The following is a 15,367-nucleotide window of genomic DNA, read 5'->3' as shown; positions in this document are numbered from 1 at the left end:
CCTGGAGTCTGCAATTTGCACGCTGGTCCGGGTGGGCCACCACCAGGTGTTGAGTTACCCCTGGTCTCTATTCCTCCGTGCCCTGAAGGGGTGAGCTGATGAACCCTGAAGTTGAGTTGCGGCTGACCGCTGACCTTGATGACGCTGCGCGCGAAGTAGCCGGATTCCGCAAGGAGTTCGGTCGGCTGGTCCAGGAGGTGGAAAAACCTCTGCGCCAGGTCAACTCCTTCCGAGATGTCGGGCAGAGCCTCGTTGGCACCCAGCGGCAGATTGCTGCGACCAAGGATCGCCTGCGTCAACTGCGGGATGAATTGGTTCGGAGTGAGGCGCCCTCGAAGGAGCTGCAGGCCGATTACCGGAACGTCACCACTGAGCTGAGGCGCCTGGAGCGGCAGGAGTTGGCCCAGATCGGCCAGTTGCGCAACCTGCGCGAAGAGCTGCAGGGCGCGGGGGTTGATGTCGGCAACCTGGCCGCCGAGCAACGGCGTCTCAGCGCCGAGTTCAACTCCCGCATGGACGCGGGGCGCAGTGATGCGGCGCTGACTGCGGCGCGGAATGCGCTCGGTGTCGGCGAGATAGAGACAGCCCAACGCAAGCTGGTCGAACTTCGGCAGCAGTACCAGCTGGTGACCCGGGACGGCAATCTTTCCGCGCGTGAGCGAGCCGAAGCCGAAAGCCGGTATCGGCGCAATGTCGGCGAAACCCTTTCGCGCCTGCGGGACCTGCGTGAGCAGACCCAACGGCAGGCTACCGCCGAAGAGCGGGAGGCTGCCGCCCAGGCCCGGCGATATGCCCAGGCGAAGCAGGGGGTGGCTCAGCTGGCTGCCGCCCAGCGCCGGGCGGGTGTTGAGGCCCGCCTGGCTGCTGCGGAGCGTGCTCGCGACAACCTTGGGATCAATCAGGCTCGTGCTGCCGAGCAGGAGATTGCCGGCCTGCGGCAGCAGTATGAACTGCTGCGTCGCTCCGGATCCCTGACGACGAAGGAGCTGGCCATTGCCCAGGCGCAGCTGAAGCGCCGGGTTGCTGAGACAAAGGCCGAGCTGAAGGGAATGTCAGGCGGCGGTGGTGGTGCGGCCTTGTCAGGTGCTGCCAGCGAGATCCCCGGGCTATCACGTGTTTCCGGCGGAGGCGCCAGTGCGGCGGCTGCGGCGGGAGTCGCCGCGTTGGGTGCTGCCGCGCTTCAGGTTGGGACGGGCGCTGATGAAGTCGGCCGCCTCGACTCGAGGTTGCGCTTGGCTACTCGTTCTCAGGGGGAGTTCAACACGGCTCAGGTTGAACTGGACCGGATTGCAGACCGGACGCAAGGCGATGTGGCGGACCTGATCGGTCTGTACTCCAGGCTTCAGCGCCCCATGCGAGATGCCGGCCTGGATCAGCAGGCCACCCTCGAGACCATCGAGGCGGTGTCTCTTGGCCTGAAGATTGGTGGCGCCTCTGCTGAGGAATCGGCATCGGTCATCCAGCAGTTCTCCCAGGCGATCAGCAGCGGGGTGCTGCGTGGCGAAGAGTTCAATGCGGTACTTGAAGGTTCAGATCGTATTGCCGGAGCGTTGGCCGACTCTCTTGGGGTGACCATCGGCCAGCTACGGGAAATGGCTGCCAACGGCGAGCTGACCGCAGAGCAGGTGACCAACGCCTTGCGCAAAGAGTTGCCGAAGCTTCGGCAGGAAATGGACTCATTCGCCCCCGAGATCGGAGCCGGATTCCGGCGCATCTTCACCGAGACCCGACGTTACTGGGGGCGCTACGCCAAGGAGTCAGGGGCAGCGGATGCCATTGCCGGTGCTCTGAACGATGTGGCGAAGAGTATCAACGGCGCCAACAACCTCATCAAGAAGGGTGACTCCGACCTGACCGAGTCGATGCGGCAGGAGTCTGCCAGTCGACAAGAGATCTTGAAGCAGGAGAAGGCCAATACGGAGCAGGCGCGCAAGGAGCTCCTGAGCAGCCTCAATCAGGCTATCAGCGACCAGCGAAGCCTGTTGGCCCGCGCGAACTCTGAGCTGCTGGCTGCGCGCAAGCAACAGGAGAGCATTGCGGCCGAGTTCCGTGCTGCGGCCGCGGAGTTCGGCAGTGCAGCGGGAGGCGCTGGTGAGGCTGATTTCGGTGCTGTTACGGCGGCGAAGGCGACGGCGCGGCAGAAGTTGCAGCAGGGCGATACCGAGGGCGCTGTCGCTGAGGCCCGGAAGGCGATCGAGATCCTGCGGCAGTTGCGCGCGAGCGACGGCAATGAGTACGGCTTCGAGGGCGTAGCTAAGGAGTTGGAGGCGATCGCCAACCAGGCCGCCCGCGTTGATGCCGAGGCCGCGAAGGTCAAGGAAGGCCTGGCGAAAATGGAGCTGGAGAGCCTGTCCAGCCAGGCCCGGGCATTGGAGAACATCACCATTCGCTTCGGCCTGGATGCCAGCAGCGTGGAGACGGTGAAGCAGCAGATGGCCGATCTGGCGAAGGGCCTTTCCGACCAGATGACGATCCAGGTCAAGGTTGTGCCGCCGCCCGAGATGGGGGCGCCCGGTGTGCCGACCGCAACCGGCGTCGAGTTTCCCGGGTACGCCCAAGGGGGGCTGCTGCGCGGGCCTGGTACCGGCACCAGCGACAGCATTCTGATGTGGGGGTCGAACGGCGAGTACATGGTGCGCGCGGACGCCGTGCGCCATTACGGCACGGCCCTGCTCGACCAACTGAATGCCCGGCGACTGCCGCGTTTCGCCGAGGGTGGCTCGATTGGGGGGCGATCGCTCCCGGCTATTCCTACCCCAGCCGCGCCGCCTGCGCCCGCTGGCGGCGGCAACCCTGTGATCCTCCAGCTACCTGACGGCGGCACCTACACGCTGCAAGCAGACAATCCAACCTATGACGCGCTCGTGAGGGTTGAGTCGCGAAAGTACGGGAGAAAGAGACATGGTTGAGGTGATGCTGGGTGGGATACCCATTCGCCTCCAGAGCGGCGTTCCGGTGGAGGAGTATTCGCCGGTCGGTGGTGTCTCTACTGGGCGCCGTTCGGGCGGGGCGCTGGTCAAGATGCGCCATTGGCGGAAAACGGCGATCACCATCCGTGGTAGCGGGTGGATGGGCCCCGGCTTCTCGGGCCTCGACTTCGACCAGCCACTGGAGCTGCGCTGCACCAAGCAGAAGGCGCTGACCACTACGGAGCTCACCGGCACCTTGCCGGGGACTCCGCGCCCGGACGATGCGCCCTGGGCGCTGGCCTATGTGGGGGGCGACTGGCATCGGACGCCCGTGGTGGTCGAGCCTGACCGGACCTTCACCATCACCCCGGTTCCCGGAGCCCTGCAGTACCAGGTGTGCTGGCTGCCAGTGTTCACGGTCTTCTGCGAGCCTCCGCCGGAGGCGCAGGATTCCTCTACCGGAATGCACGACTGGACCATCACCGCCGAGGAAATCTGATGGAGCTGAATGCATCGGAGCTGAACACCATCGAGTTGAACGGCGCTTCGGGCGGCGGGAATGCGGTCGACGTCGAGCCCATGGTGTCGGTGATCTGGGATGTGCGCCTGATGCTCAATGGGGTGGACGCCAGCGATCTGCTCACCGGAGTGGTCAGGATCGAGCGGGAGGAGGGCGCCCGGGCCCTGGCCGACTTCAACCTGTTGCTGGATGCCGGTGCGGTGAATCCCGCCAGCTACGTCGGCCAGAGCGTGGCGATCTACTACCGCGACCTTCGGAACGGGGCCTGGGTGGAGACTCTGCGCTTCACCGGCCAGGTGATCCGCCCTCAGTTCAACCTGCAGACCCGCGTGCTTGCCTGCGAGTGCAGCGACCGCCTGCAGGAGGAAGTGGAGGCCATGGACGTGGCCGCCATCGACGCCCTGGTGGGTGGCCTCTGGTCGGCCGACGTGTTCGAGGCGGTGGAGGGGCGGTCGCGCTGGGACTATGCCCAGGAGCGCCTGAGCACCCGGGCGGCCAGCTTGCAGCGCGCCGTCGAGGGCTCGCTCCAGGTGACTCCCTGGGCAACCGGACCTACGGCGTTCGTGATCCCGGCCGGGGCTGTGCTGGACGGCAGCCTGGACTGGCTGCCAGTAGAGCTCAACGACCGGGTCAACGTGGTGGAGGTGGCGGCGGACTACCGCTTCATCCGCCTTCGCGAGCGGCACCAGGACTTCAGCTGGGAGCATCCGGCGGTGGCGGGCGTCACCATCATCGACGGCTTCTGTTCCACCTGGGGCCGCAATGACAACACCGAGGTGCCCGACATTGCCATGATTGAGGCCGCCAGCAGCGGTGCCGGTTACCAGGCGATTCTCGCCACAGCGAACTGGGGGCGGGTGCCAGCGACCGGCAGCGGCGCTCTGTGCGACCCGCCCTTCGGCTGGACCAACGCCTATCCTGACCTGCTGCTGAGCGCCACCTGGACCAGTGCCATGCGCTGGAGTCAGCGGGTTACCGAGCAGTACAGCCTGCGGGTAGAGGCGCCGGCCAGCGTAGCCCAGGCGGGGGAGGTGATCAGCCGCGAGCGCGTTGCCCTGGAGACCGAGAGCGACCGCGAGGCGGAGTTCGAAGGGGCGACCTTCACCGAACCGGAGGCGGACGCCATCCAGGATGCCCTGGGCGATTGGGTGGTGGACCTGCGGGAAGAGGAACGGCGCATTGATGCCATCAGTTGCCTGCTGGCCATGGCCGCCACCAGCATCCGCGCCGCCCATCGCGGCAACCGCCTGGCGTTTCAGTTGCCGACCTCCGACACGCGCGGGTTCAGGCTGGAGCATACCCTGCATGTGCAGGACACCATTCTCGGGCACCCGGTGCAGTGTCGGGCCCGGGTCTTCAACCTGACGGATGAATGGGACCTGGATGCCGGGGCGGCCATCACCTCCATCCAACTGGCGGTGAGCCAGGGCGGTGGCGATGTGGCCGATCCGCTGACGCCGCCGGCCATCCCGTCGAGCACGCCGCCCGGAGTGCCGCCGAGTCCGACCCAGCTGGCCACCCAGCTCGGTTCGCGCAACAGCAGCCCGATCTACGACGACGAACTGGACGGCTTCGCCGGCAACTACACGGTGAACGACCTGGACATCAATCCCGCCCTCGAGGAGTTCCCCCGGCGCTTCGACTTGACAGCGCCGGAGATTCCCGAAGAGCACCGCGACGAGTACCTGGTCACCGTGGCGCAGACCTACCGGGTGACCATCGACAACGACCTGCTGGAGCTCTGACATGACGCTTGCCGAAGAACGTGCGGCCATCCGCACGGGGGTGACGGCTGCCCGCACGAGCACCCTGCGCCGCGACCTGAACTCGCTGGAGACCCAGCGGCGCCAGGTCCAGGCGCTCAACACGCTGGAGCGCAAGGGCGCCCGGCCGTCGACCAAGGGGCGGGGGACCTGGGATCCCGCGCGGGCTACGACCGGGACCGGCGGCGGCATAGCCAGCCCGCTCACGGAAACCTCCTACTACGACCGGACGCACTGGGCGGAGCGGACGCTGCTCAGCTCCGACGGGCTGCTGTCCTTCCGGGTGCAGCCGATCAAGGAAATCACCCAGCGTGATGCGAACGACGCCGAGGTGAAACAGGTGTTTGCAGACCCGTCGGTGACGCCATGATCGAAAGCCACTTTCATCCCCTGGATGAGATCGAGACGTTCGGTTTCACCTGGCACGGCCTGGCAGAGGGTGGATCGTACAATCCGAAGATCACCATCAATGGTGTGAAGCGCACATTGCCTTTCAGTGCACCGTCGACACCCCTCGGCGGGGATATCGACTCGCTGGGCGATACCCACCTGCTGCAGGCCCCCGGCATCGGTGCGGTACCACTGACCGAGGAGCAGCTGGCGGCGGAGCTGGCCGAGGGCCGGGCCTGGCAGAACTACGCGCTGATCTCTGGCGGCAGCCTGCATCTGTTCGGTCAGGCCTTGGGTGGGTGGGTTTGTATCGACCCGGCCGGCAAGCGCTGGCTGGTGCGGACGTATGGCGCTACCAGCTTTACCGGTGGCGAGGTGACCCCCGGCGAGGCCGCCACCTTCAACTTTCGAGTGCTTCCGTTTGGCTACCTTGATGACGCGCCATCGGCGCCGGTGGAGTTCTCCGGCACTCTGGAGGATATCGGCCAGGCTGCGATACCGACGTATGAGCCGCCCGTCAATTCGCTGTTTCAGTTGGGGATCAATTCCATTTCCAGCGACGGTCGGCGGGTCATCGTCTACATCCGCAACCGTTGGAACTTCACGGGTACCCGATCGGCGTTTCCCATTGGCTACCTGCTCCTGACCCTGGAGGGCAATGGGCCGACGTTCACGCCGGTGCTGGAGGTTCTCTACACCCGTGCGGACTGTTTCCCGAAATGGGAGGAGGAGGGGCCGCGTAGCGAGCTGAAGGGGTGGGTGTTTGAGGCGGAGTCCGACGTCATCGAGCTACCCCCGGGAAGCGGGAACATGGTCACCCGAACCTGGTACACCGGCCTGAACTACGTCGGCGCCGGCGAAGGCCGCGAGGACGTGTCGATCGGCAGCCCTGACGTGGTTGAGCGTTGGGCGGGGCGGATCGTCACGGTGGTGTTCGATGAGCTCGACGAGATTCGCACCTTCACGCTGTCGGCCGAGAGCTCCTGCACCGGGAGCTTCCCCGAATTCACCTTCACGTCCAGTGGGTACCTCTACAGCGACAGCACGCCGAGCACGCTGGTCTGGGAGATGAGCAGGCCGACCAACTCCTACACGACGGTGGACTGGGTGATTCGCCTGGATGGCGTAGAGGTGGAGCGCGTGACATGGAGCGCGGCCCAGTCCGGCACTGAGCGGCGTGGCAGCGACGTTGCCGCCGAGGATCACTGGACACTGACCACGACGGCGAGGCTGGAGATCCGTGGTGCTCAAACACTGGAGCACACGGTGGACTATCCGGGCGGGAGCCAGTTCGGTCCGCGGGCGTTCTCGGGGCCTCTGTTAACGAGCGCGTCGCGGCCTGACTCGCACCTCTACAACGGTCGATGGATCTGGAGGCTGGACAGCCTGACTGGCTGGGAGGACGCGGTGTTCTCCGTCCAGCGTCACTGCAATCAGGTGGTGGCCGTTGGTGTCAGCCTCAGGAATGAGTCGGCCCAGGTATTCGAGGCCTACACGACGCGTGTTCTGGCGACCGGTGCTTCCTGGGATGGAGAGGGGCAGAACGAGATCTACACCCGTGTCTCGACCTACGAACCGAAGAAGAAAATCATCGTCACCGACGCCTCCGGGGCGTTCGATGGCCCCTGCTGGATTTGAGGAGACCCCATGACCCAGCGATTCATCGATAACTGGAACGCCGCCACGGTAGCGCCGCTGTCGGCCTCGGGGGGCGGCGTGATCGAGGACCTGGCCCCGCCGGAGCGCCTGGCCGAGATCACGGACCTGCTCGGCCGGGACGAGTTCTACATGGAGCTGACGCTGGCCGCCGTGGGCGGTGGCGTGGAAACGGCCTGGGAGATCGTGCGTGTGTTCGGCGACGGTACCTTGCAGCGCGGCGTGAACAGCCAGCCGCTCGACTGGCCGACGGGTACGCGCATCGCGGCCCGTTTCACGGCCGCCGCTGCCACGGCTGCTGCCACCTCCCCGCGCGGGGTTGTGCGCGTTGAGGAGAACCTGCTGGTGGTGGATGAGCAGGGCATCACCTGGCGCTGGGAGCCGGATTCGGATACCTGCACGCTACAGATGCAGGCCTTCTCGTTCCTGGATCGCCCGCAGCGCGCCTACGACACGGACATCGAGCTGGACTGCAGTTGGGCGCCTCAGGTGCTGAACATCGACGTGGCGGGCGCATGGGCCTTCCTGCTACCGGATGGCGCCACTGCGGAGCGTCCTGAGCAGTCGCCCTACATTGTGACCCTGCCCGGTGAAACGACCTACCGGCTGCGCCTGCGCGGCTCCCCGTGGGCGGCGACCATCGAAATCGTCGATATCGGCCAGTACTACTACCCCTGATCACCCCCTGACCAATTGCCACTGGAGAAGCCAGCCATGCAGCCGGCCTGTGTACCCCTGCGTCTGTTTCAGGGCGCGACGTTTCGCGATGTGCTCCGGCTGAGCCAGCCGACGCGCGTCTACCGCGACATCCAGAGCATTCAGGCGGTGGCTCCGGTTCGGCTGGTGGTGCCGGATCACGGCGTGCCATCGGAGTGGCCGGTGTGGGTGGTGGGTGTCCAGCAGTGGCCGGAGATCAACCGTCAGCCCGTCACTGGCCGCCCGTGGCAGGCGCTGCGTGTGGATGAAAACACCCTGGAGATCAACACCCTGTCCGCCGTTGGCCAGCGGCCGGCGGGCGGGCAACTGATCTATCTGGCTCCGGTCGACCTCATCAGTTGCACCGCACGAATGCAGATCCGAGACCGTCCGGGCGGCCAGCTCCTGCTCGAACTGGGCTCCGGCCCAGGACAGGGTCTGGTCATCGAGCAGGCCGGGACCATTCGGCGCGAGATCTCGGCGGTGCAGACCGGGGCTCTGCCGGCTGCTGCGGCGGTCTACGACCTCGAGGTGACCTTCGCCGACGGCAGTGTGCTGCGTTGGGTAGAGGGCCCCGTGACCGTTTCGCCTCAGGTGACCCTATGAACGACACGCCCCAGACCGTCGAGGCTTTCGTCCTGGTGGTGGAGGCGCAGGCCGCCGCCGCCCTGGTCGAGGGCGGCGAGCAGTACGCCGTCACTCTGGAGCACCCCGAGACCCTGGTGGTCGCGGCTGGTGGCCAGGGCCCGCCGGGCCCGCCCGGTGGTGGCGCTGCCGAATGGCAGTCCCGCGAGTGGTAACCCTCAATCCCTGAAACAGGAGGCCCTATGGCCCTGCTCAAGTTCTTCAAGGTCGCGTCGCTGCCAGGCAGCCTGGAGGCTGACGCCTTCTACTACGTCGAGAACGGCACCTACGCCGAGTCCTACCTGACCAACGCCGCCGGCGAGGCCCGGTCCATCGGCAACAGCGCAATGATCAACACCCTGATCAGCGAGGCGCTGGCCGGCTTGCCCAGCGCGGGGGCGCCCGTGTTGTTCGTGGCCGATATCGCGGCCCGGGACGCCCTGGAGCCGACCCTGGATCAGGCCGTGTTCGTCCTGGTGCAGGACGCCAGCGCGGACCCCACCGTCACTTCGGGTGCCGCGCTCTACGCCTGGAACCCGGCGACCACCACCTGGTTGAAGGTGGCCGAGTACGAATCCATGGACGTGACCCTGACCTGGGACGCGATCCAGGGCAAGCCCACCTCCACCCCGGCGCAGATCGATACGGCAGTGAGTCAGGCTCACAGCCACGCCAACAAGGCGACCCTCGACAAATTCAGCGAGTCCGGCGGCCTGCTGCGCTTCAACGGCAGCCCTATCCCCGCAGAGTGGACTGGCACGAACTGGTGATCCCATGGCGGAACTCAAGCTGTACAAGGTGGTGGCCAGCTTGCCGGGTGCGCTGGAGCCCAATGCGATCTACCTGGTGCGCGTGGGCAATGGTTACGACCAGTACGTAACCAACTCCTCGGGCACCATAGTCAGCTACCCGATGAATCTGCCGACCAAGGGCAGCCTTGGGCTGGGCGCGGCGGCTGACTACGGGGTGACCTCCGGGCCTACCGGACAGCCTGACGGCCTGCTCTGGCGCACCAATGACCTGGTGAAGACCACCAGCAGCACCGACACCACTGCTGGGCGCGTCACCCGTGTCGGTGACGGCGGCCTGCTCGGCGATGGGCCAATCCAAGACCCGGACACCGTCGGCCAGCCGGGCGGGCTTTACTCGATCAACGCGGCGAGCAACCTGATGCCGTCGTGGGGGCCGTACCTGACCCTGAAATATTGGGGGGTGGACCGCAAGTTCCAGATCGGTGGCGTCGTATCGAGCGCAGGCGCAGAGGGCTACTACGTGCGCGCTCAGCACGCCAACGGCGTGTGGTCCAGCCGGCGTGCGCTCTGGCATGACGGCAACTTTGATCCGGCCGGCAAGCAGGACGCCAACGCCAACCTGAGCGCCTTCGCCGACTTGACGGGCTCGGCCAACAAGTTGCCTTACTTCACCGGTGCGGGCGCGCTGGCTCTGGCCGACTTCACCGTGTTTGGTCGCTCGTTGGTGGACGATGCCGATGCACCTGCGGCACGGGCAACCCTTGGTCTCGGCACTGCGGCCACCCGCGATGCCACCACCTCGGCCAGCGATACCACCAGTGAGCGGCTGTGGCGCACCAACGATCTAGTCAAGGTCACCGGCACCACAGACAGCACGTCGGGCCGCGTACTGACCACCGGTTACGCCAACCTGATGTCGGCCGCCGGCACCGCAGACTTCGCCACCGTGCTCGGCTCGCGTTTCCTTCGGGCCTCCGGCGACGGCCCGCTGGGGGCGACTATCTGCGGCGGGATTACGATAGGCGTCACGGGCTCTATCGAGCAGCAACTGGCTGCCCGCCTGGGGCGACTGTTCTTCCGCTCGGTGGGCGACCCTTCCGGTCCAACCGGCTGGGGCGAGGTGTACACCACCCACAACTTCGACCCGGCGACCAAGGCCAGTCTGTCCGGTGCGACTTTCACCGGCACGATTTCTGCCGTTCAGCTCAATATGTCGGCGCAGATCGTCTACGAGGCGGACAACTACGGTTCCGGCTGGGCGCGCGGGCTGTCCTATGTGGATGGTGGAACCACTCAGGCCGGCATTGGCGGTTACGGGACGGCGGGGGTGGTGGAGTACGTGTATATGGGCTATGGCGCGTCGCCGTGGGTCGCGCCCTACCGCGTCGAAGTCAGCTCGACCAAGGTCAGTGTTTACGGCGTTACCGTCATCGAATCGGGGCAGCTACAAACCAAAGGCTCCATCGAGAGCATTCGTATGTACGCCCCGGCTGGGGTGAATGCCATCTATCAGACCTTCTACGACAACCAGTCTTCCCCGGTCCGCCTCGGTTATGTCGGCAAGGGCTCGACGGGTAACAACAACATCACCTTGGCGGCTGACCAAGGTGAGGTGCAGCTGGTGCGTAGCGGCCTGACGGTCCTGCTGAGCAACGCCACCGGCGCCACCCTCAACGGCTACACCAAGCTGGGCACCGATGCTCCAGCGATCAAGCAGAAGAAGCTCACCGGCACCACCGCCGCTGCCCAAGGGAACGCGGTCACCGTGGCGCACGGCCTGACCAGCTCGAAGATACTAGACGTGCGGGTGACGATCTTCTACGAGGCCGGCAAGGGTATTCCGACCAACCACCCGGTCGCGGGCTATCAGGCCGGCACCGGCTTCGATGCAACCAACGTCACGGTGTCGTGCATCGCCAGCAACTCGGCCAACATCCTGTCCAAGCCGTTCACCGTGCTGATTACCTACGAGGAGTAAACCGTGCCCGACTATCAGGAAAGCGCCGTCGCCGGCACCCGTTGGGTGCGCTGCGGCTACCTTGGTGTCAACAACCCGCGCCCGCACCTGGGTGATCCCTCGGTGACCTTTGTCGAGGAAGAAGTCATTGCTCTAGGGGATGGTCGCGAGCTGATTACACCGCTGGGCAACCTGGTGGAGCCGGTCAATGCGGGCAACCTCGGCGAGTCGTTCGACCTGCTGCACCCGGAAACCGGCGCCGTGCTGGGGCAGATGACCTACCAGGACCTCTACGTGGCACTGGCCAGCGCCTATCGGCATGTGGCCGGGAAGCGTGACCAGGCGGCTACTGAGCCGCCTCTCGAACTCCCCGCTGAGTAGCGGATGACCGAACCACCAACCCCGCTCCGGCGGGGTTTTTCATTCTGGAGACTCCCATGACCCCGAGAGAACTGCGCTGCGGCCCGGTGGCCGAGGCGTTGGCGTTGCTGCCTGCGCCAATGTCCGGCGCCCAGGCTGAGGCGATGCTGCTGGCCATTGCCATGCAGGAGAGCGAATTGCGGTACCGCCGCCAGCACGGCAACGGCCCGGCCAGGTCGCTGTGGCAGGCGGAGCGTGGCGGCGGGATGGTTTCCGGCCTGCTGCGCTACCACGATCACCGTGTGCGCGACCTGGCCGTGGGTCTGTGCGCGGTGCGCGGCGTCTCGCCGGATGCCATGTCGGTGTGGACGGCCATCGAGCATGACGACGTGCTCGCCGCCGGCCTGGCCCGGCTGCTGCTGTGGACAGACCCGGCGCGCCTGCCGCGCCTTGGTGACGAGGAGGGGGCCTGGCAGCTCTACCTGCGCACCTGGCGCCCAGGTGCGTTTGACCGGGGCACTCCGGCCCAGCGTGCCGAGCTGCGGCAGAAGTGGGCGCGGAACTATGCCCGGGCCCTGGCCGAGGTGCAGCAATGAACGCGCTACAGGTGGTGCCGGCCTGGTGCTGGTGGCTGCTGGCGCTGGCCCTGGTGGGCGGTGGGCAGCAGTTGCGGGTCAGCTGGGCCCAGGCCGACGCCGCTGGCGCCCGGTCCGAGCTGGCCGACTATCGGCTGGAGGTCTCGGAGCGCGATCGTCGCGCCGTCGCCCAGGCCAGGACTGAAGAGCAACGCCGCCAGCGGGCGGCCGACGAGGTGGAACAGAATGCACAAGGGGAATTGGAGGTTGCCCGGGCTGATGCTGATCGGGCTGGGGATGCTCTGCAGCGGCTGCAGCAGCGATACGCGGATCTCGAGCAGCGCAGCCGAGCCTGCGGCAATGCCGTCACTGCCCAGCTCAGCCAGGCAGCCGGCGCCACCGCCCGAGTGCGAGCCGAGCTGTTCGGCCGGCTCGGAGAGGCTGTTCGATTCTATGCTGCCGAGGCTGACAGAAGGGGGGTAGCGGGCCGGGCCTGTGAGGCGGCCTATGACCGGGTGAAGGGATAGGGATAGGGCCTATGCATTACGAATTTTCGGAGAGGTAAGTTTCGAGGTTGTTGAGGTAGTAGGACAAGTCGTCGGCTACGTCATATAGGCCGCTCACCCAACTAACTTTTCTTGGATTTGCATTGATTGTCAGTCTAAAACTGGCTGACGCCCTTTGAACTGCTGGCGCGAAGAAGCAACGCTCGAGGTCTGTGAGTGCAAATTTCTTCCGGGAGAGAGTGCCGTGCTTTGCAGCTGCCTTGATTTCCCCCTTAATTGCTTTCAGTCGTTTCTGGAGTGATTCGACCTCGGCATCGGTGAAGCTTCGGCGATCACCTGTCTCTTTCATTAGGCTGTCGACTTCATCATGCATGCGATGCAGCTCACCTGCGATAGCTTGCGCTTCTTCCATGTTGATGGATGTCATTCGTCGGCCTCTTGAATTGAAAAATTGTTGTGCCGCTGGTGTGTGTGCGGCACAACGTAAAGCATTACTTGATTTCGAGGGCTGACTGGATCTGATCGGCGTATGTACTCAAGTTGTTCAGCTCAGCCTGCAGGTGCGTTCCATTAGCAGGCGCGGAGGTAACCCGTGCAGCGATCAATTCAAGCGCGGCGGCAACAGCAATAGAGCGTTTTCGGGTCGGGCTGGCATGTTCGTAGCTTGCGTTGGTGTTTGCTGCAAGCGCGATAGTCACTTCACTCATGTCCATTTCCTTGTGTTGCGTTGTCGGAGCCTTCTATCTGAAGGCGCATTGCTAGCATTTCAACCCCGGCTTGCGATAGAGGGGTTGGTCCTGCAACAGCTCATAGCTGTCACCCGAGCATTCAAGCGATTCACCAATGAGAAGCGACCGGCCCCGGTGTTCCAGCACCAGAGCCGGCCGCTGAACCCGCAGACCGTACCTGCAAGCCCAGCCAAGGCTCCCCGCCTCGTGCACGAAGCGCGGCGAGTCTAACAACTGGATATTCATACAGTAAAGGCTTGCATAAAATGACCAATCCGATCGTTCCCTGGATGGGCGGCAAGCGCCGCCTGGCCGACCGCCTTATCCCGCTGTTCCCGCCCCATGAGTGCTACGTCGAGGTGTTTGCCGGCGGCGCTGCGCTCTTCTTCCTTCGCCCGATGCCGGCGCCCACTGAGGTGCTGAACGACATCAACGGCGACCTGGTGTGCCTCTACCGGGTGGTGCAGAACCACCTTGAGGAATTCGTGCGCCAGTTCAAGTGGGCCCTCTCCAGCCGCCAGATCTTCGAGTGGCAGAAGATGACCCGCCCCGAGACTCTGACCGATATCCAGCGCGCCGCGCGCTTTTTCTACCTGCAGCACCATGCCTTCGGTGGCAGGGTGTCCGGGCAGACGTTCGGCACGGCCACGACCGGCCCGGCCATCAACCTGCTGCGCATTGAGGAAAATCTCTCTGCCGCTTGGCAGCGCCTGTCCGGCGTCTACGTCGAGAATCTGCCCTGGCTGGACTGCGCCGAACGCTACGACCGGCCGCACACCTTCCTCTACATAGATCCACCGTATTGGCAGACGGAGGGATACGGTGTCGACTTCCCGTTCGAGAACTATGAGCGGATGGCCGATTTCATGCGGCGGTGCAAGGGGAGGGTGATGGTCAGTATCAACGACCATCCTGATATCCGGCGGGTGTTTCAGGGCTTCCACCTCGAACGGACCGACATTCGCTACAGCAATACCAATCAGCGGCAGGGGCAGGCGGAGGTCACTGGAGAGCTAGTGATAACCAGCTGGGAGCCTGGCCGATTAGGGCGGCTCTTGTAGTGTTAATAGTCGGTCTTTCCTGTTGGTCTTGGTCGTCCCAGAGGGGCTACCAAGCTTCAAGCAGTAGCATCAAGAAGGGGGGCCGCGCCCTTATGAAGCTCGATATCCCAGTCGTCGGTGTGAGGATTAAGCGTGGCCCGGATGTGTCCAATGCTTTTGTCGATTGGGGCTATCTCTGTGGCAGTTGCTTTAATCATTTTCTCAACAAGGGAGGAGCGCGAGGGTTTTCGTGTCTTCCGCAGATGACGCGTAGTAAATGCACGCTCGGAGCGTTTCGCGATACGCGCGATGTCAGCTTCGGTAGGAAGCTTTGAGCCGCGGTTGTATGGCGTAAGTATGCTCACTGGATTTGGGGCAAGCATTTTTTCCCAGACGCCGTCATGGTGGCCATTCTGCGAGCCGTGATGCGGTACCTTAAATAGTGTCGATTTTTGTTGGGGTCGCCCGCCAGACTCAAGAATAGCGGTCCAGCCTTTATGGGTTTCTTCTAGGTCAGCTCCAAGAAGTACAGCATGATTACCATACTTTATAAGAAGTGCGACCGCTGTTTCGTTTGCGTGGATCGATGGTGCTCTAGTCTTGGTTACCCCCTTCTGGGGCATATTCGATGCGATATATCTCATGAACCTTTCCATGCACGCATCAGAAGGGGATAAGGACCAAATTTCAATTTCGTCACCATCGGCAATTTTCGTACAGAAGAGCCGCCGATCAGGTTCGGCCCTGCGCGGGATAGCTTTCCGTTCGCTGAGTAACCTTAGAGAGCGAATTAGCTCCATAGATCCAGATGAAAATTTGTCGTTGGGTGGCGTCTGATTGAAGGCTGTCAAGAATGCCACAAACTCGGATCTTGAAAATACATTGCTCATA

At 64.4% G+C, this 15,367-nt stretch carries 17 protein-coding genes; 14 read left to right on the top strand and 3 right to left on the bottom strand.

Translation table 11 applies throughout. The annotated features are described in order from the left end of the window. Positions 1–98: 98 nt before the first annotated feature. From KF707C_RS22315 to KF707C_RS22255, 13 genes are read left to right on the top strand one after another with little or no spacing between them, the layout of a single operon-like run. Entirely contained in the window at positions 99–2,909 is a 2,811-nt protein-coding gene (locus KF707C_RS22315) for a tape measure protein (RefSeq protein ID WP_004421263.1), read from the top strand. After that, positions 2,902–3,408 (top strand): hypothetical protein, encoded by a 507-nt coding sequence (locus KF707C_RS22310; protein WP_036992223.1) that lies wholly within the window; start codon positions 2,902–2,904, stop codon positions 3,406–3,408. The genes KF707C_RS22315 and KF707C_RS22310 overlap by 8 nt, the downstream gene beginning before the upstream one ends. After that, positions 3,408–5,174 carry a hypothetical protein gene (locus KF707C_RS22305; RefSeq protein ID WP_004421267.1) on the top strand — a complete coding sequence of 589 codons (1,767 nt, stop codon included), beginning with the start codon at positions 3,408–3,410 and terminating at the stop codon, positions 5,172–5,174. Before KF707C_RS22310 ends, KF707C_RS22305 begins: the two co-directional genes overlap by 1 nt. A 1-nt stretch (position 5,175) precedes the next feature. Further along, entirely contained in the window at positions 5,176–5,562 is a 387-nt protein-coding gene (locus KF707C_RS22300; protein WP_004421269.1) for a hypothetical protein, read from the top strand. Next, complete coding sequence (locus KF707C_RS22295; protein WP_004421271.1) at positions 5,559–7,220, top strand: hypothetical protein; 1,662 nt, start codon at positions 5,559–5,561, stop codon at positions 7,218–7,220. Before KF707C_RS22300 ends, KF707C_RS22295 begins: the two co-directional genes overlap by 4 nt. Before the next feature lie 9 nt (positions 7,221–7,229). Continuing rightward, positions 7,230–7,916, top strand: a complete 687-nt coding sequence (locus tag KF707C_RS22290; RefSeq protein WP_004421273.1) for a hypothetical protein — start codon at positions 7,230–7,232, stop codon at positions 7,914–7,916. Positions 7,917–7,952: 36 nt separating this feature from the next. Next, positions 7,953–8,540, top strand: a complete 588-nt coding sequence (locus tag KF707C_RS22285) for a hypothetical protein (protein ID WP_004421275.1) — start codon at positions 7,953–7,955, stop codon at positions 8,538–8,540. Next, positions 8,537–8,734, top strand: a complete 198-nt coding sequence (locus KF707C_RS22280) for a hypothetical protein (protein WP_004421277.1) — start codon at positions 8,537–8,539, stop codon at positions 8,732–8,734. Before KF707C_RS22285 ends, KF707C_RS22280 begins: the two co-directional genes overlap by 4 nt. Positions 8,735–8,761: 27 nt before the next feature. Continuing rightward, entirely contained in the window at positions 8,762–9,328 is a 567-nt protein-coding gene (locus KF707C_RS22275; protein ID WP_004421279.1) for a hypothetical protein, read from the top strand. A 4-nt stretch (positions 9,329–9,332) separates the two neighbouring features. Continuing rightward, complete coding sequence (locus KF707C_RS22270) at positions 9,333–11,288, top strand: hypothetical protein (protein WP_004421282.1); 1,956 nt, start codon at positions 9,333–9,335, stop codon at positions 11,286–11,288. Positions 11,289–11,291: 3 nt separating this feature from the next. Next, positions 11,292–11,648: a hypothetical protein gene (locus KF707C_RS22265; RefSeq protein WP_004421284.1), complete on the top strand. Its 357-nt coding sequence runs from the start codon at positions 11,292–11,294 to the stop codon at positions 11,646–11,648. 56 nt (positions 11,649–11,704) lie between these two features. After that, on the top strand, positions 11,705–12,223 hold the full coding sequence (locus tag KF707C_RS22260) for a hypothetical protein (RefSeq protein ID WP_004421286.1): 519 nt from the start codon (positions 11,705–11,707) through the stop codon (positions 12,221–12,223). Then, a complete protein-coding gene (locus KF707C_RS22255) occupies positions 12,220–12,729 on the top strand; it encodes a DUF2514 family protein (protein WP_004421287.1) in 510 nt (169 codons plus the stop codon). Before KF707C_RS22260 ends, KF707C_RS22255 begins: the two co-directional genes overlap by 4 nt. Before the next feature lie 16 nt (positions 12,730–12,745). Here KF707C_RS22255 and KF707C_RS22250 read toward each other — a convergent pair whose 3' ends face one another. Further along, positions 12,746–13,135 carry a hypothetical protein gene (locus KF707C_RS22250; protein ID WP_036992224.1) on the bottom strand — a complete coding sequence of 130 codons (390 nt, stop codon included), beginning with the start codon at positions 13,133–13,135 and terminating at the stop codon, positions 12,746–12,748. A 64-nt stretch (positions 13,136–13,199) separates the two neighbouring features. Further along, positions 13,200–13,415 (bottom strand): hypothetical protein, encoded by a 216-nt coding sequence (locus KF707C_RS22245; RefSeq protein ID WP_036992225.1) that lies wholly within the window; start codon positions 13,413–13,415, stop codon positions 13,200–13,202. A 287-nt stretch (positions 13,416–13,702) separates the two neighbouring features. On the opposite strand from KF707C_RS22245, the gene KF707C_RS22235 reads away from it, so the two are divergent. After that, positions 13,703–14,497: a DNA adenine methylase gene (locus KF707C_RS22235; RefSeq protein ID WP_004421289.1), complete on the top strand. Its 795-nt coding sequence runs from the start codon at positions 13,703–13,705 to the stop codon at positions 14,495–14,497. Between the two features lie 56 nt (positions 14,498–14,553). On the opposite strand, the gene KF707C_RS22230 is transcribed toward KF707C_RS22235, so the two are convergent. Then, positions 14,554–15,366, bottom strand: coding sequence for a ComEC/Rec2 family competence protein (locus KF707C_RS22230; RefSeq protein ID WP_231992286.1), 813 nt, complete (start codon positions 15,364–15,366; stop codon positions 14,554–14,556). Between the last annotated feature and the right edge of the window lies 1 nt (position 15,367).

Source organism: Pseudomonas furukawaii (assembly GCF_002355475.1).
Lineage (GTDB): Bacteria > Pseudomonadota > Gammaproteobacteria > Pseudomonadales > Pseudomonadaceae > Metapseudomonas > Metapseudomonas furukawaii.
This window is presented reverse-complemented; position numbering and strand designations above follow the sequence as displayed.

Coding starts and splice junctions, on each gene's coding strand:
- KF707C_RS22300 (WP_004421269.1), top strand. CDS start 5,176: ATGACGCTTGCCGAAGAACGTGCGGCCATCCGCACGGGGGTGACGGCT.
- KF707C_RS22295 (WP_004421271.1), top strand. CDS start 5,559: ATGATCGAAAGCCACTTTCATCCCCTGGATGAGATCGAGACGTTCGGT.
- KF707C_RS22260 (WP_004421286.1), top strand. CDS start 11,705: ATGACCCCGAGAGAACTGCGCTGCGGCCCGGTGGCCGAGGCGTTGGCG.
- KF707C_RS22255 (WP_004421287.1), top strand. CDS start 12,220: ATGAACGCGCTACAGGTGGTGCCGGCCTGGTGCTGGTGGCTGCTGGCG.
- KF707C_RS22290 (WP_004421273.1), top strand. CDS start 7,230: ATGACCCAGCGATTCATCGATAACTGGAACGCCGCCACGGTAGCGCCG.
- KF707C_RS22270 (WP_004421282.1), top strand. CDS start 9,333: ATGGCGGAACTCAAGCTGTACAAGGTGGTGGCCAGCTTGCCGGGTGCG.
- KF707C_RS22285 (WP_004421275.1), top strand. CDS start 7,953: ATGCAGCCGGCCTGTGTACCCCTGCGTCTGTTTCAGGGCGCGACGTTT.
- KF707C_RS22305 (WP_004421267.1), top strand. CDS start 3,408: ATGGAGCTGAATGCATCGGAGCTGAACACCATCGAGTTGAACGGCGCT.
- KF707C_RS22310 (WP_036992223.1), top strand. CDS start 2,902: ATGGTTGAGGTGATGCTGGGTGGGATACCCATTCGCCTCCAGAGCGGC.
- KF707C_RS22250 (WP_036992224.1), bottom strand. CDS start 13,135: ATGACATCCATCAACATGGAAGAAGCGCAAGCTATCGCAGGTGAGCTG.
- KF707C_RS22280 (WP_004421277.1), top strand. CDS start 8,537: ATGAACGACACGCCCCAGACCGTCGAGGCTTTCGTCCTGGTGGTGGAG.
- KF707C_RS22245 (WP_036992225.1), bottom strand. CDS start 13,415: ATGAGTGAAGTGACTATCGCGCTTGCAGCAAACACCAACGCAAGCTAC.
- KF707C_RS22235 (WP_004421289.1), top strand. CDS start 13,703: ATGACCAATCCGATCGTTCCCTGGATGGGCGGCAAGCGCCGCCTGGCC.
- KF707C_RS22275 (WP_004421279.1), top strand. CDS start 8,762: ATGGCCCTGCTCAAGTTCTTCAAGGTCGCGTCGCTGCCAGGCAGCCTG.
- KF707C_RS22315 (WP_004421263.1), top strand. CDS start 99: ATGAACCCTGAAGTTGAGTTGCGGCTGACCGCTGACCTTGATGACGCT.
- KF707C_RS22230 (WP_231992286.1), bottom strand. CDS start 15,366: ATGAGCAATGTATTTTCAAGATCCGAGTTTGTGGCATTCTTGACAGCC.